Origin of the sequence: Exiguobacterium sp. J17977, from assembly GCF_018616375.1 — a bacterium.
Taxonomy (GTDB): Bacteria; Bacillota; Bacilli; order Exiguobacteriales; family Exiguobacteriaceae; genus Exiguobacterium; species Exiguobacterium mexicanum.
On sequence record NZ_JAEQBB010000003.1, the window covers coordinates 268,585 to 283,208 of the forward strand.

General features: G+C 53.8%; 13 protein-coding genes, 1 other RNA gene and 1 other annotated feature. Of the genes, 10 read left to right on the top strand and 4 right to left on the bottom strand.

Going from position 1 to position 14,624, the window contains the following annotated elements; all coding sequences use genetic code 11:
- The first annotated feature begins 38 nt into the window (after nt 1-38).
- From KNO58_RS07530 to KNO58_RS07550, 5 genes are all read left to right on the top strand, one after another.
- Nucleotides 39-2,228: a RelA/SpoT family protein gene (locus tag KNO58_RS07530; RefSeq protein WP_021066905.1), complete on the top strand. Its 2,190-nt coding sequence runs from the start codon at nt 39-41 to the stop codon at nt 2,226-2,228.
- 16 nt (nt 2,229-2,244) lie between these two features.
- Nucleotides 2,245-2,688, top strand: a complete 444-nt coding sequence (gene dtd, locus KNO58_RS07535) for a D-aminoacyl-tRNA deacylase (protein ID WP_021066906.1) — start codon at nt 2,245-2,247, stop codon at nt 2,686-2,688.
- A 38-nt stretch (nt 2,689-2,726) separates the two neighbouring features.
- Nucleotides 2,727-2,961, top strand: a binding site (T-box leader).
- Nucleotides 2,962-3,000: 39 nt separating this feature from the next.
- Complete coding sequence (gene hisS, locus KNO58_RS07540; RefSeq protein ID WP_214752733.1) at nt 3,001-4,281, top strand: histidine--tRNA ligase; 1,281 nt, start codon at nt 3,001-3,003, stop codon at nt 4,279-4,281.
- On the top strand, nt 4,278-6,050 hold the full coding sequence (gene aspS, locus KNO58_RS07545) for an aspartate--tRNA ligase (RefSeq protein ID WP_214752735.1): 1,773 nt from the start codon (nt 4,278-4,280) through the stop codon (nt 6,048-6,050). The genes hisS and aspS overlap by 4 nt, the downstream gene beginning before the upstream one ends.
- A 116-nt stretch (nt 6,051-6,166) precedes the next feature.
- On the top strand, nt 6,167-7,312 hold the full coding sequence (locus KNO58_RS07550) for a DUF5050 domain-containing protein (RefSeq protein WP_214752737.1): 1,146 nt from the start codon (nt 6,167-6,169) through the stop codon (nt 7,310-7,312).
- Between the two features lie 54 nt (nt 7,313-7,366).
- On the opposite strand, the gene KNO58_RS07555 is transcribed toward KNO58_RS07550, so the two are convergent.
- The 3 genes from KNO58_RS07555 to KNO58_RS07565 all read right to left on the bottom strand — a co-directional run bounded on the left by KNO58_RS07555 (nt 7,367) and on the right by KNO58_RS07565 (nt 8,271).
- Nucleotides 7,367-7,654: a hypothetical protein gene (locus KNO58_RS07555; RefSeq protein WP_214752739.1), complete on the bottom strand. Its 288-nt coding sequence runs from the start codon at nt 7,652-7,654 to the stop codon at nt 7,367-7,369.
- A gap of 75 nt (nt 7,655-7,729) precedes the next feature.
- On the bottom strand, nt 7,730-7,948 hold the full coding sequence (locus KNO58_RS07560; RefSeq protein ID WP_214752741.1) for a hypothetical protein: 219 nt from the start codon (nt 7,946-7,948) through the stop codon (nt 7,730-7,732).
- Entirely contained in the window at nt 7,921-8,271 is a 351-nt protein-coding gene (locus KNO58_RS07565; protein ID WP_214752743.1) for an iron-sulfur cluster biosynthesis family protein, read from the bottom strand. The genes KNO58_RS07560 and KNO58_RS07565 overlap by 28 nt, the downstream gene beginning before the upstream one ends.
- A gap of 118 nt (nt 8,272-8,389) precedes the next feature.
- Between KNO58_RS07565 and KNO58_RS07570 the strand changes: the two genes are divergently transcribed.
- Nucleotides 8,390-10,102: an ABC transporter ATP-binding protein gene (locus KNO58_RS07570; protein WP_214752745.1), complete on the top strand. Its 1,713-nt coding sequence runs from the start codon at nt 8,390-8,392 to the stop codon at nt 10,100-10,102.
- Between the two features lie 88 nt (nt 10,103-10,190).
- Nucleotides 10,191-11,225, top strand: a complete 1,035-nt coding sequence (locus KNO58_RS07575) for a zinc-binding dehydrogenase (RefSeq protein WP_214752747.1) — start codon at nt 10,191-10,193, stop codon at nt 11,223-11,225.
- Between the two features lie 46 nt (nt 11,226-11,271).
- On the opposite strand, the gene KNO58_RS07580 is transcribed toward KNO58_RS07575, so the two are convergent.
- Nucleotides 11,272-11,916, bottom strand: a complete 645-nt coding sequence (locus KNO58_RS07580) for a YczE/YyaS/YitT family protein (RefSeq protein ID WP_214752749.1) — start codon at nt 11,914-11,916, stop codon at nt 11,272-11,274.
- Between the two features lie 344 nt (nt 11,917-12,260).
- On the opposite strand from KNO58_RS07580, the gene KNO58_RS07585 reads away from it, so the two are divergent.
- The 3 genes from KNO58_RS07585 (at nt 12,261) to KNO58_RS07595 (ending at nt 14,600) form a co-directional block, all read left to right on the top strand.
- Entirely contained in the window at nt 12,261-13,475 is a 1,215-nt protein-coding gene (locus tag KNO58_RS07585; protein ID WP_214752751.1) for a DASH family cryptochrome, read from the top strand.
- 75 nt (nt 13,476-13,550) lie between these two features.
- Nucleotides 13,551-13,737: non-coding RNA, 6S RNA (ssrS, locus tag KNO58_RS07590), on the top strand.
- 95 nt (nt 13,738-13,832) lie between these two features.
- Entirely contained in the window at nt 13,833-14,600 is a 768-nt protein-coding gene (locus KNO58_RS07595; RefSeq protein ID WP_021066918.1) for a tRNA threonylcarbamoyladenosine dehydratase, read from the top strand.
- Nucleotides 14,601-14,624: the final 24 nt, after the last annotated feature.

A 14,624-nucleotide genomic window follows, 5' to 3' on the forward strand; every position in this document is an offset into this window, starting at 1 on the left:
AGTCGATTGGAGCGGTAAGAAAAAGGGTGTCGAATGTTATGACCAAAAAACAAATCGTAAGTATTGAGGACCTTCTCGACGCGCTCGGGGAGTATATGGGTGAAGACGAGATTGCCGAAGTGAGACGCGCTTACGAATACGCAAAACTGCATCATACCGGTCAGTTCCGACGTTCAGGCGAACCCTACATTCTGCATCCGGTCCAAGTGGCCGGTATTCTCGTTGATATCGGGTTAGACGCGACGACGATTATCGGCGCGCTTCTTCACGACGTCGTCGAAGACACGGACATCACGCTCAAACAACTCGCTGACGAGTTTGGGGTCGAGGTGGCTATGCTCGTCGACGGTGTGACGAAGCTCGGTAAAATCAAATATAAATCGAAAAAAGAAGAGCTCGCTGAGAATCACCGCAAGATGATTATCGCGATGGCGGAAGATGTCCGTGTCATCTTGATTAAGCTCGCTGACCGTCTGCATAACATGCGGACGCTTCAACATATGCCGAAAGAGAAACAAGTTCAAAAAGCGGAAGAGACGCTCGAAATCTTCGCACCGCTCGCCCATCGGATGGGGATTTCGACGATCAAATGGGAGCTCGAGGATATTTCGTTACGTTATATCAACCCGCAGCAATACTATAAAATCGTCTCGATGATGAAACAGAAGCGGACCGAGCGGGAAGCGCTCGTCACTTCCGTCATCACAGAAGTAAATACCGTCCTCGAGGACGTGAGCATCGAGGCAGACGTCAACGGCCGTCCGAAGCACATCTACTCGATTTACAACAAGATGGTGAAGCATAAAAAAGAGTTCAATGAGATTTATGACTTGATGGCCGTCCGCATTATCGTCGATTCGATTCGTGACTGCTACGCCGTCCTCGGCATCATCCACACGCAATACAAGCCGATGCCAGGCCGGTTCAAGGATTATATCGCCATGCCGAAACCGAACATGTATCAGTCGCTCCACACGACGGTAATCGGACCGAAGGGTGAGCCGCTCGAAGTGCAAATCCGTACAAAGGACATGCACTTCATCGCCGAGTTCGGGATTGCCGCGCACTGGGCCTATAAAGAAGGAAAGAGTGTCGCGACGAACGGGTTCGATGAAAAGATTGCCCATTTGCGCGAGATTTTAGAGCTACAAAAAGATACGACCGACGCCGAGGAATTCATGGAGTCGCTCAAAGTCGATTTCTTCAGCGATATGCTCTACGTCTTCACACCGAAAGGGGACGTCTTCGAGTTACCGAAGGGCTCGGTCCCGATCGATTATGCCTACCGCATCCATACCGAGATCGGTCACCGGATGACGGGGGCGAAAGTGAACGGACGAATGGTGCCGCTCGACCATAAACTCGAGACAGGTGACATCATCGAGATCATCACGTCGAAACATAGTTATGGGCCGAGCAAGGACTGGCTCAAACTCGCCGTCTCGAGCCAGGCGAAGAATAAGATTCGCCAATGGTTCAAGCGCCAACAGCGTGAAGAGAACGTCGAGAAAGGCAAAGAGCTCGTCGATGTCGAGATTAAGAAGCTCGGTTTCGAGCCGAAAGAAGTGATTGACGACCAATCGCTCGCCGTCGTCGTCGAGAAGTTCAACTTCGGGAACGAGGAAGAGATGTACGCCGCGGTCGGCTATCATGGCATCACAGCCGCACAAGTCGCCCATAAGTTGACGGAGAAGCAACGCAAAGAGCCGAAACTCGAGCTATCGGACGCGATTAACGAACTGAAAGTCAGTCAGTCGCCGAAGAAGAAGACGGCCGAGGCCGGCGTCTCGGTCAAAGGGATCGACAACATGCTCATCCGCATGAGCCGCTGTTGTAACCCCGTGCCGGGCGATGAAATCGTTGGCTATATCACACGCGGACGCGGTGTGTCGATTCACCGGAAGGACTGCTTGAACATCATCAATGAACAGCACCCGGAGCGGCTGCTCACGGTCGAGTGGGAAGTCGGTCAGGCGAAAGAGAAGAACTATAACGTCGATATCGAGATTACCGGCTATGACCGTTCAGGCTTGTTGAACGACGTGCTCCAAGCCGTCTCGGCGACGAACACGAATATCGTGGCCGTGAGCGGACGCGGGGACCAGAACAAACAGGCCCGCATCTCGATGACGATCTCGATTCCGAACGTGAATCATCTGCAAAAAGTCGTCGACCGGATTAAGCAAATCTCGGACGTGTACTCGGTCAGCCGAGTCATGATGACGTGACGAAAGGAAGATTTCTGTGCGTGTATTGTTGCAACGAGTAAAAGAAGCATCCGTCACCGTCGATGAGGAGACGATTGGTCAAATCGAGGCCGGTTATCTGCTCCTCGTCGGGGTGACCCACGAGGACACCGAGACGGAAGTGAACTGGCTCGCCGACAAGGTGGCCGGGCTCCGTGTCTTTGAGGACGCGGACGAAAAGATGAACTTATCGATTCAAGACGTCGCCGGCAAGGTGTTGTCCGTGTCGCAGTTCACGCTTTACGGGGACACGCTCAAAGGCCGTCGTCCCGCGTTCACGCAAGCAGCGAAGCCGGATATCGCCGAACGCCTTTACGAGAAGTTCAACGAGCGTTTGCGGACGCACGGGCTCGTCGTCGAGACAGGGAAGTTCGGGGCGATGATGGACGTCGCGCTCGTCAATGACGGTCCGGTCACGCTTATGCTCGAAAAAAACGCTTGACAGAAGCAGGCGTGATTCGGCATCATGAACCATATAACCTAACACCTACGATAAAGAAAAGTACGGTCACCCCACCAGCAAAGAGAGCGATGTCAAGGCTGAAAGCATCGACTGGATGATGACCCGAACGACACTTTGGAGGTGCTTCCTTGAACTTAGAGTAGGGGGAGCCGTTTCATCGGGCGTTAACCGATTTCGAGTGGCAGAGTATCGATTATGGCTCTGCAACGAGGGTGGTACCACGGGAAACTTACACAGGCTCTCGTCCCTTTGCGGACGAGGGCCTTTTTGTATTCTAAGGAGGGAATTTAGATGAAAGCACCACGCGGCACACAAGACCTGCTTCCGGGCACGGTCGAGACGTGGCAGTATGTCGAAGAGAAGTTACGCGACATCAGCGCCCGTTACAACTATAAAGAGATTCGTACCCCGATTTTTGAAACGACCGACCTGTTCACACGCAGCGTCGGCGAGACGACAGACATCGTCCAAAAAGAGATGTTCACGCTCGTCAAGAAAGGCAAGGACGAGTATACGCTCCGTCCGGAAGGGACGGCCTCGGTCGTCCGCGCTTTCGTCACGAACAAGCTGTTCGGTAGCCCCGACCAGCCGACGAAACTGTACTACATGGGACCGATGTTCCGCTACGAGCGTCCACAAAAAGGACGCTTCCGCCAACTGCACCAATACGGTGTCGAGGCAATCGGTAGCAGCGACCCGGCCGTCGACGCAGAAGTGATTAGCCTCGCCTACACGATTTACAAATCGTTCGGCCTGAAGCAAATCAAGGTCGTCGTCAACTCGCTCGGTGACGCCGAGAGCCGCAACGCTCACCGCGAAGCGCTCATCCGTCACTTCGAACCGGTCCAGCATGAGCTGTGCCAAGATTGCCAGACGCGCTTGCACCAGAACCCGCTTCGCGTCCTCGACTGCAAAGTCGACCGCGACCACCCGTCGATGAAGTCGGCGCCGTCGATTCTCGATTTCTTGAACGAAGAGTCGAAGACATATTTCGAGAAAGTGCTTGCGCACTTGGATGCGCTCGGCGTCGCCTACGTCGTCGACCCGACGCTCGTCCGCGGGCTCGATTACTACACGCACACGGCGTTCGAAATTATGTCCGAGGCAAAAGGCTTCGGCGCGATCACGACGCTTTGCGGCGGTGGACGCTATAACGGTCTCGTCCAAGACATCGGTGGACCGGACATGCCGGGCATCGGTTTCGGGATCGGACTCGAGCGTCTCATCCTCGCTCTCGAGAACGAAGGGGTGCTCCCGGCGCTCGAGACGGGACTTGACGTCTTCGTCGTCGCCCAAGGCGGATCAGAAGTTGAAGTGACGGCGACACGCCTTTTGCAATTGCTTCGCATCGAAGGCTTCAAGGCGGACCGCGACTATCTCGGCCGCAAATTCAAAGGACAATTCAAACAAGCCGACCGCTTGAACGCGAAATTCACCGTCATCCTCGGAGACGATGAAGTCGAACGCGGCTCGGCCTCCCTCAAGGTCATGGCGACCGGGGAACAAGTCGACGTGCCACTCTCGGCCGTCGCAGACAAAATTCGTGAACTATCGGAAGGAGCAGGACAATGATCGGACGCACACATATGAACGGCCGCGTGACAGAGTCACTCATCGGCCAAGATGTACAATTGAAAGGATGGGTCCAGAAACGTCGCGACCTCGGAGGCCTCATCTTCATCGACCTTCGTGACCGCACGGGAATCGTCCAAGTCGTCGTTCGCCCGGAAAACGAAGCGGTGCACAAGCTCGCCGAGTCAATCCGCAGCGAATACGTACTCGACATTAAAGGTACCGTCCTCGAGCGTGAGAATAAGAACCCGAACATGCCGACTGGGAACATCGAAGTCATCGCCTCTGAAATCAACATCTTGAACGCAGCGAAGATGACACCAATCCCAATCGGGGACGAGGCCGAGAACGTATCGGAAGACCTCCGTCTCAAATACCGTTATCTCGACCTCCGTCGTCCGGCACTCCAAGAGACGTTCCGTCTCCGCTCGAAGGCGTCGAACACGATTCGTAACTTCTTGACAGAAGAGGAGTTCCTCGAAGTCGAGACGCCGATTTTGACGAAGTCGACACCGGAAGGCGCGCGTGACTACCTCGTCCCGAGCCGTGTTCACGGCGGCGAATTCTACGCACTTCCACAGTCCCCACAGTTGTTCAAACAGCTCCTCATGGTAGCTGGATTCGACCGTTATTTCCAAATCGCACGCTGCTTCCGTGACGAAGACCTTCGGGCCGACCGTCAACCGGAATTCACGCAAGTCGATATCGAGACGAGCTTCATGGACGTCGAAGACTTGATGGCGATGATGGAATCGATGATGGCGCAAGTCATGGAAGCGACGCTCGGTCGTACCGACACTCCGGCCAAGTTCGAGCGCATGACGCATGAAGAGGCGATGCGCCGTTTCGGTTCAGACAAACCTGACACACGTTTCGGTCTCGAACTCATCGACGTCGCGGATGCGGTAACAGGTGCCGGCTTCAAAGTGTTCGACATGGCGCTCGAGTCAAACGGACAAGTGAAAGCGATCAACGTCAAAGGCGAGGCGGACAAGTTCTCACGTAAAGACATCGACAAGCTTCAAGAGTTCACAGCCGTCTACGGAGCGAAAGGCCTCGCTTGGCTCAAAGTGACGCCAGAAGGCTTGAACGGACCGATCGCCAAGTTCTTCGACGAGACGTACGCCCAGAAGTTGATGGAAGCGACGAACGCAGAAGCGGGCGACTTGCTCCTCTTCGTGGCGTCAAAACCGACTGTCGTCGCCGACAGCCTCGGCGCGCTTCGCGTCAAACTCGGTCATGAGCTCGGACTCATCGACGAAACGAAGTTCAACTTCCTCTGGGTGACGGACTTCCCGCTCGTCACGTTCGAAGAAGAAGACGGCCGTTTCTACGCCAACCACCACCCGTTCACGATGCCAAACCGTGAAGACCTGCATCTTCTCGAGACAGATCCAGCGAGCGTACGCGCCCTCGCCTATGACCTCGTCTTGAACGGTTATGAGCTCGGTGGCGGATCGCAGCGGATTTATGAGCGTGACATCCAAGAGCGCATGTTTAAATTGCTCGGCTTCACAGAGCAAGAAGCAGTCGACCAGTTCGGCTTCTTGCTCGAAGCGTTTGAATACGGCACACCGCCACACGCGGGTATCGCGCTCGGTCTCGACCGTCTCGTCATGATCCTTGCGGGCCGTTCGAACCTTCGTGACACGATCGCCTTCCCGAAAACGGCGTCGGCGAGCGACTTGCTCACACAAGCACCAAGCCCGGTAGCGGACGCACAACTCCAAGAGTTGTCGATTCGTACAGCCGTGAAAGAGAAGAAATAACGTCTAGTCAAAAGGACCCGTCAATTGGCGGGTCTTTTTGCGTATATATGAATAAGGAAGAAGATGATATGATTATGGAATAAATTGTATGTTGAAAATGGGGGACCCGGATAAGGATGAAATTAACAAGAACGATGAAAGTGATGGGAATCACGGTCGGACTGAGTGTCATGTTAGCAGGTTGTTTCAAAGAGACAGAAGCGACGCCGCAAGTGAAGGAGACAACCGAGGAGGCGAAGGCTCCTACCGAAAGTGATGGGGCAAATCCAATCGTGTTACGAAGCAATGGAGAGCTCGAGTCGTTAGGGGATGTGACGACGCATGATCTGACGTTGTTCTTCGCGCACAAGGCGGCGATGGTTGGGCCGGAACACGTGGTCGATGACCGCATCATCTACACGGATTCGGTCGGGGAAATTGGAAATGACGTATACGTGTATGATGCGACCGACAAGTCCAACAACCGCATATATCAAACATCTAAGACGATCGGTAATCTCGTCGGCATCAAAGACGTACTGATTTGGATTGAATATGAGATGACGAAGGACAATGCCTACGCATGGACGATTTATCGAATGAAGCTGAATGAAACAAAACCGACCGAACTCGCGGAAGGGGTCAGTGCGTTCGAGACGCCGGTTCCACATTTGAGCGCGACGGACGAACATGTCACATGGGTCGATTATGAGGCATCGGAAACGGTGACGACATCGGCGATTATGCAGTTTTCTCCGGCGACGGATGCGGTCGAAACGGTACAAACGTATACCCTTCAAGAAGGAGAGCGTCGAGACGGAGAGTACGTCTTCGACTATCGCGACAGCGAAGGTGGGGTCATCGTCCATCGAAGCGAATTCGAGGATGGGGAAAAGACGACAAAACTGACCACGCTCGAAGGGACGTTCGATGAAGAGATGGATGCGTTAATCGACTTTGAGGCGGGAGAAGACTACGTCGCCATCGGAAAAGAAGGACGGGCTGAATTCATCACGTCGGCACCGAAAGGGAAACAGTTCCAGCACAAGGGCTTGCAATCGAAGATTTCATTTGACTCGTTTCGTTTCTTGCCGAATGAGCGCATCCTGTTCCGCGAAGGCATGAATCGCTTATTAGTTGCAGATTTGAACGAAGCGACGGTCTCGTATTTGCCGAGTCGAGGCGGCACGACGTCCAAGCCGATTTATCGGGATGGCCAAATCGCCTACGCCGAACTCGGGGATGACGGGTTGATTACATTCTATACCATCGATGTGAACTGACAGCGAACCAACAAATCGTCACTTCCAGTTATGGAGGTGACGATGTTTTTGTAGTTATTCAAGTGTCTCAATCTCAAACTTCAAATGATTCAAGTCCCATACATCCTCGTCCGTATTCGAAAAGACGGTGATGTTCAATTTTTGTCCGACTTGATATGGACGAATGTCTGAGACCGGGATGTCATATGTGGTCTCTGACGAATCAGCCACGATGAGCAGTTGATGTGCCTCGTTGATTTGTTTGACGACGCCAGTGAACTCCGATTCGATTTCATACGGTTGCGCACAGCCGGGTAACAAAAGACATAGGCTTAACATGAAGATGAACTTCAATTTCAACATTCCTCCAAACTGTATGTATAAAAAAGAAGGGCCGACCGAATTGTCCGACACCTTCTCTTCATTCTGTATTCGTGGTTATTTTTCCTCTTGCTCATTCATCTTCTTCGCCGTCCGCTGCAACGCGAAACCGAAGGCGAACAGCGAGGCGATCACAGCCGTCATCGTGTAGACCGAGTCCGCGAACGCGAGGTAAATGCCGAACAGGCCGAGCCCGAAGCTGAGGATGAACCATAGCCAGAGGCTAGGATGGTTTTGTAACGCCTGCTTCATCGGCTCGGGACGTTCAACTGGCAACCGGTCCCATCGGTCACGAGCAAGTTCGAGTTGAACACTTGGCCGTTGCTCTTCAAGACGAGCGTCCGTTTATCGTCACGATAGTCGATGATCATGTCCTCGTCTAAAAAGATTTTCGTCCAGTTCTTGATGAGGATGGGACCGACGTTCGAGTCAATCTCGACGTCTTCCGATGTTGTCTCGGTCACGTAGCGAATCTCGAAGATACCGCTGTTACCACAGCCGCAACCTTCCGTCTCATAAAACAAGTGCATCTGTCCGTCACGGTCACCTTTCAAGGCATCAATCCGCTCCTGAGCGGGTTCTGTAATGTGTACGTTCATATCTATCACTCCTTACCTCTATTATACCTCGCTGGAAAAAAGATTGAAAAAGACGTGCTTCCCGTTTTCCACTTCCTGCAAAAAGGCGTAAACTATTTGTTTAGAAGGGGGAAACGACATGATCTCACGTTTTTTTAGTTATTACCGTCCACATAAGAAGTTATTTATCCTCGATTTCTCGTTCGCCATCCTCGTCGGCCTGCTCGAGCTCGGCTTTCCGCTCGCCGTGCAATGGTTCATCGACGACCTGTTGCCGGGTGGGGAATGGAACTGGATTATCATCATCAGCATCGGTTTGCTCATCCTTTACATACTCGCCATGATGATGCAGTACGTCGTCAATTATTGGGGGCACAAGCTCGGCATCAATATTGAGACCGATATGCGAGAAGAGCTGTTCACCCATATCCATAAACAATCGTTCCGGTTCTTCGATAACCATAAGACCGGCCATCTGATGAGCCGGGTGACGAACGACTTGTTCGATATCGGCGAAGTGGCGCACCACGGACCTGAAGATTTCTTCATCGCCATCATGACGCTGCTTGGTGCGTTCGGAATTATGTTCTCGATCGACCCGCAACTCGCACTTGTCACGGTCGTCGCCGTGCCGTTCCTCGTCATCATGATCACGTACGCCAACAAAAACATGAACAAGGCGTGGCAAAAGATGTATACGAACATCGGCGAAGTGAACGCCCGCGTCGAGGACAGTGTCTCGGGCGCACGTGTAGTCCAATCGTTCACGAACGAGACGTTCGAAATCAAGCGGTTCCAGAAAGACAACAACTTCTACCGTGGCTCGAAAATCGAGGCGTACCGGGTCATGAGTAAATCGCTCGCCGGCATTTATATCACGACGCGGCTCATGACGTTGCTCGTCCTCGTCTACGGCGCCTATTTGACGTATCAAGGGCAACTGTCTTACGGGCAGCTCGTCGGGTTCATCCTCTATATGAACTTGCTTATCAAGCCGATCGAGAAAATCACGGCCCTCCTTGAAATGTATCCGAAAGGGATGGCCGGCTTCAAACGATTCACGCAATTATTGGACGAGGCCCCGGACATCGAGAACCGTCCGGACGCCGTCGACGTCACGGCACTGAAAGGTGATATCGCCTTCCACAACGTCTCGTTCGGCTATTCGGACTATCGCCAAGTATTGACCGACATCGACCTCGATATCAAGTCGGGTACGACGGTCGCCCTCGTCGGGACGAGCGGTGCCGGGAAGACGACGATTTGTTCGCTCATCCCGCGTTTCTATGACGTGACGAGCGGTGCCATCACCATCGATGGCATGGACATCTGCGATATGACGAAAGAGAGCCTGCGTCGCCAAATCGGGATCGTGCAACAAGATGTGTTCTTGTTCGCGGGAACGCTCCGTGAGAATATCGCTTACGGGAAACTGGACGCGACCGATGAAGAAATCATGCATGCGGTCGAGAAGGCGCATTTGAACTCGCTCGTCGACGAGTTACAGTACGGACTTGATACACAAATCGGGGAGCGGGGCTTGAAACTGTCGGGTGGGCAGAAACAACGGATCGCCATCGCCCGGATGTTCCTCAAAAATCCGCCGATCTTGATTTTGGACGAGGCGACGTCCGCGCTCGATACGGAGACGGAAGCGATCATTCAAGATTCGCTCAATGAACTCGCGGCCGATCGGACGACGCTCATCATCGCCCACCGCTTGGCGACGGTGAAAAATGCCGACCGCATCCTCGTCGTCAACGCCGACGGCATCGTCGAGGACGGGACCCACGATGAACTGAGCGCGAAAGGCGGCGTCTTCGCCGGATTACTCAGACGGCAACAATTATAAAAATGAGCAGCCACCAGATTTTTTGGTGGCTGTCGTGCGTGATAGGGTATAGAAAGGAATATAGTTGTGATGAGGAGGAAGACAAGTGATGAAAGCTGTACAGGTCATCGGGTACGGTGACGTCGATCAATTGCAAGTCACCGATGTCCCGGTTCCAAGCCTAAAACAAGGAGAAGTGCTCGTGCGCGTGAAGGCGTGCGGGATTAACAATACCGAGATTTGGATGCGAGAAGGGGCGTACGGGACGGACAAGGAGTCTGGCTGGCGACCCGAAGGGGTCCAGTTCCCCCGAATCCCAGGTTCTGATATCACGGGCGAGATCGTGGAGGTCGGCAGTGGGGTCGAGGAATCGATGATGGGTCGTCGTGTCATTCTGTTCCCGTTCACGTCGAGTGGTCCAGACGATACCGAACATATCGCTGACGATATGTCGTTCATCGGTTCCGAGTACGATGGCGGGTATGCCGAATATGTCGCTTGGCCGGCCGCGCTCTGTTACGATATGCCGCTCGATAGTTTCGTCGACAGTGCCGTCTTCACGGTGAGCGGATTGACGGCGTGGCATATGAATGAACAGATTGAGATTCAGCCGGGGCAGACGATTGTCGTCACCGGTGCGAGCGGTGGGGTCGGTTCGTTCAACGTCCAAATCGCGGCAAACGTGCACGGTGCGAACGTCTTCGCCATCGTTGGCGACTTGAAAGATGAGGCGAAGCTGATAGAACTTGGCGCGAGCCGTATTTTTTCATACCGCTCCGAGACGCTCGCCGACGAGATTCTCGAGGCGAACGGCGGGCCGGTCGATGCCGTCCTTGATGTCGTCGGTGACGCCTTGTTCGCGACGTCGCTGGAGGTGTTGAAAAACGGCGGTAAGTTCTGTATTTCCGGTTCGGCCGGGGGACAACAGACGAACCTCGATTTCCGGAAGCTGTATTTGAAACATATCACCATGTACGGCTCCGTACTCGGCACGCGGGCCGAGTTCCAAGCGATGCTCGAGGCGATTGAGGCCGGTAAGATTCGGCCACTCGTCGATCGGACGTTCCCGCTTGCTGAGGCGCGGGACGCCCAAACGTATTTCAAGCAACGGGGCAAGTTCGGGAAAATCGTTCTCGTCCCATAACGAAAAGAGAGGAGACCGGACGACGATGTCCGATTTCCTCTCTTTTTTATGCGGCCACTTTCGCCCGGTCGATGACTGAGACGAGGCGCCGGAACTGTTCAAGCCAAAACTGGAAGAACGGGCCGATCAGGAAAATCGACAGCACCGTCCCGAAAAAGACCGGTCCGCCGAGCACCCAGCCGATGAGGCAAGCCGTCAGTTCCATCCACGTCCGCATCATGCGGACCGACGTGTTGAACCGGTCGGCCAAGGCGAGTGTCAACCCGTCACGTGGGCCGGCCCCATAGCCGATGGCGACGTACAAGCCGGCACCCATCCCGATGACGAAGATGCCGAGAATGAGCCAGGCGATGTTGAGTGCGATGCCGTCAAGTTGCGGCAACCAATGATGGTCGAGAATCAGGTTCATGAATACGCCGACGAAGACGGCGTTGACGAGCGTCCCGAACTGGGGCCGAATCCGGTCCAGTATGTACTTGCAGAGGACGAGCAAGAGACCGACGAGCAAGATGATCGTCCCGACGGAAATCGGGGTGTGCCGGGCGAGCCCGAGATGGAGCACGTCCCATGTCGATACGCCGAGGTCGGCCGTAATCATCATCGAAGACCCGAGGGCGAGCAAGAACAGACCACCCATGAATAACGCCCACTTCAAACTGATTCGTAAAGATTGTACCCATACCGCGTGCATGATGGTCGCCTCGATTCCCTAAAATGTTCCATCATCATATCATATTTGGTTTCAACACAAGAAAAAAACGCCTCGGATGAAATCCGAAGCGCTTGGCTCACTTTTTAGGTGTCGATGCTTTTTTTGCTTTGTTCTTTTTATAGTAATCGTAGACGAACGGTGCGACCGCCGTCGCGACTTTAATGAGTGTACCAAATTTACCTTTTCTAGCCATGTTGCTGCACCCCTTTCTGTTCTAATGATGTATATTCCACCTGTTCCAGAAATGAAAACATATTTCATACAGTTTCGTCTAAGCGAACACCGGCAGCCATGTCCCATAATGGGGGGAGGAGGCGAAAAAGATGAAGACGATTATCTGGTATCAAAACGATTTGCGGGTCGATGACCATCGCCCGCTCGAGGAGGCGCTCCGTCATGGTGATCCGATTGAAGGCCACTACGTCATTCCGCAAGAAGAGCTGATTGAAAACCGGTTCGGCCACATTCCGCACGGACCACGGCGACTTCAGTTTTTGAACGAGGCACTCGACGACTTGGCCGGTTCGCTCGCAGCGCTCGGCATCCCGCTCTTCGTCCATGTCGGTCATCCGCTCGACATGTTCGACCCAACCGACCGCTTGTTGTTCCAACGAGCGATTGGCTATAACGAACGGAGACGCGAACGTGAGGTCATGACCGCGTGGCAAGGCGAGTGTCAGTCGTTCGACGGGTTCACCCTCTATCCACGGGACGAGATTCCTTTCGAGAAACTGCCATTTCTCTTCACCGAGTTTCGGAAAGCAGTGGAGGCTGATGCGAGACCGGACCGTTTGATTGAGCGCTCACCTGCGAAGGAACTGCGCTCCGTCGATTTTCCGATTGCTTATGAACAGCCGGAGCATGACGCACGGACTGCGTTTCCGTTTCGAGGCGGGGAAAGGGCGGGGCGAGAGCGGCTCGACGCCTATCTGGCCGGTCCGGTCCGGACGTATAAAGAGACACGAAACAGCTTCGGGGTCGACGATTCGTCGAAGTTGTCGGCGTATCTCGCCAACGGCTCGTTGTCACCACGCCGGGTGCTGCACGAGCTCGAGCAACATGAGCGGTCATACGGGGCGAACGAGTCGACGTATTGGCTCTATTTCGAACTGCTCTGGCGCGAGTTCTTCCAATGGGTCGCCCTCGAGCAAGGAAAACGACTGTTCCGCGCGCAAGGCATCCGTTCAAAACAGAAGACATGGCGCGTGGACGATGACGTCATCGGACGTTGGCAAGCGGGCGAGACGGGCGTCGACTTTGTCGATGCGTTCATGCGCGAATTGAACACGACGGGATGGATGTCGAACCGGGGTCGTCAAATCGTCGCGAGCTATTTTGCGAAAGAGCTCGGACAGGACTGGCGCATCGGCGCGTCGTATTTCGAATCAATGCTGATTGACTATGATGTCGCCAGCAATACCGGCAATTGGGCGTATCAGGCCGGGGTCGGCAACGACTCGCGGGATCGCCGTTTCAACGTCACGCGGCAACAAGATACGTACGACTCGACCGGTGCGTTTCGTAACAGTTGGTTGTGACGAAACTGTCATGAGAAGTCATCGTTTCTGATTGACTTCTTTTTACAGACAGTGCTATAGTAAGGACAACAGATGGGATACCTGAGGTGTACGAGAGCCGCCTTCGTTATTTTGAGCCAACACTTTGAATACGGGAGACCGAACTGCCATCCAGATCAACTGCCTCATCACGTGCAGGAGGACTTGTGAAGGGGACGCTAGGTCACCCACCTGCTTAAGCAGGTTCAAAAGCAGGGCATCGTCACGGCACTCCGGGTCCCATCGATTTTATTGTAAAAACGTCGCTAGACGTCTTTTTTTTGATTATAATTCCGAGTAAAATAGTGTGAGAAAATAGAATTAATTTGGAGGAAGAGTATGTTACACCAGTTTTCACGTAATGAGTTGGCCATCGGTCAAGAAGGTTTAGAAGCATTAAAAGGTAAGACGGTCGCCATCCTTGGCGTCGGCGGTGTCGGGTCTTTCGCGGCCGAGGCACTCGCCCGGAGCGGTGTCGGACGCATCGTCCTCGTTGATAAGGACGACATCGACATCACGAACGTCAACCGCCAAATCCACGCGCTCTTGTCGACGGTCGGGCAACCGAAAGTCGAAGCGATGGGAACACGTCTCCTCGACATCAACCCGGAGCTTGAGCTCGTCAAATTGAAGATGTTTTATACAGAAGAGACGTTCGAGGAGTTCTTCGCCCAAGACCTTGATTTCGTCATCGACGCCTCGGACACGATCATCTATAAGATTCATTTGATCGTCGAGTGCAAACGCCGGGGCATCCCGGTCATCTCGAGTATGGGCATGGCCAACAAGATGGACCCGACGCGCATTAAAGTCGTCGACATCAAGGATACGACGTACGACCCGATCGCCAAAATGGTCCGGACGCGTCTCCGTAAAGAGCGTATCCATAAAGGTGTCCCGGTCGTCTTCTCGGACGAGTCACCGATCGTGACACGCGAAGACGTGAACGAGGTCGTCGGGAAGAAAGATGCCCCGATCCGTAAAGCGAAGATGCCACCGAGTTCGAACGCGTTCGTCCCGTCGGTCGCAGGACTCGTCGCTGCGGGCTACGTCATCAATCAAATGCTCGAGACAGCGGGTGTCGAGATTAACCGCATCCAGAAATAAAAAAACGACGCCGGCTCATCAGAG

What these genes read in the sequence shown, in the direction of transcription:
- KNO58_RS07530 (WP_021066905.1), top strand. Translation starts at nt 39, where the DNA reads ATGACCAAAAAACAAATCGTAAGTATTGAGGACCTTCTCGACGCGCTC.
- hisS (WP_214752733.1), top strand. Translation starts at nt 3,001, where the DNA reads ATGAAAGCACCACGCGGCACACAAGACCTGCTTCCGGGCACGGTCGAG.
- aspS (WP_214752735.1), top strand. Translation starts at nt 4,278, where the DNA reads ATGATCGGACGCACACATATGAACGGCCGCGTGACAGAGTCACTCATC.
- KNO58_RS07550 (WP_214752737.1), top strand. Translation starts at nt 6,167, where the DNA reads ATGAAATTAACAAGAACGATGAAAGTGATGGGAATCACGGTCGGACTG.
- KNO58_RS07555 (WP_214752739.1), bottom strand. Translation starts at nt 7,654, where the DNA reads ATGTTGAAATTGAAGTTCATCTTCATGTTAAGCCTATGTCTTTTGTTA.
- KNO58_RS07565 (WP_214752743.1), bottom strand. Translation starts at nt 8,271, where the DNA reads ATGAACGTACACATTACAGAACCCGCTCAGGAGCGGATTGATGCCTTG.
- KNO58_RS07570 (WP_214752745.1), top strand. Translation starts at nt 8,390, where the DNA reads ATGATCTCACGTTTTTTTAGTTATTACCGTCCACATAAGAAGTTATTT.
- KNO58_RS07575 (WP_214752747.1), top strand. Translation starts at nt 10,191, where the DNA reads ATGAAAGCTGTACAGGTCATCGGGTACGGTGACGTCGATCAATTGCAA.
- KNO58_RS07580 (WP_214752749.1), bottom strand. Translation starts at nt 11,916, where the DNA reads ATGCACGCGGTATGGGTACAATCTTTACGAATCAGTTTGAAGTGGGCG.
- KNO58_RS07585 (WP_214752751.1), top strand. Translation starts at nt 12,261, where the DNA reads ATGAAGACGATTATCTGGTATCAAAACGATTTGCGGGTCGATGACCAT.
- KNO58_RS07595 (WP_021066918.1), top strand. Translation starts at nt 13,833, where the DNA reads ATGTTACACCAGTTTTCACGTAATGAGTTGGCCATCGGTCAAGAAGGT.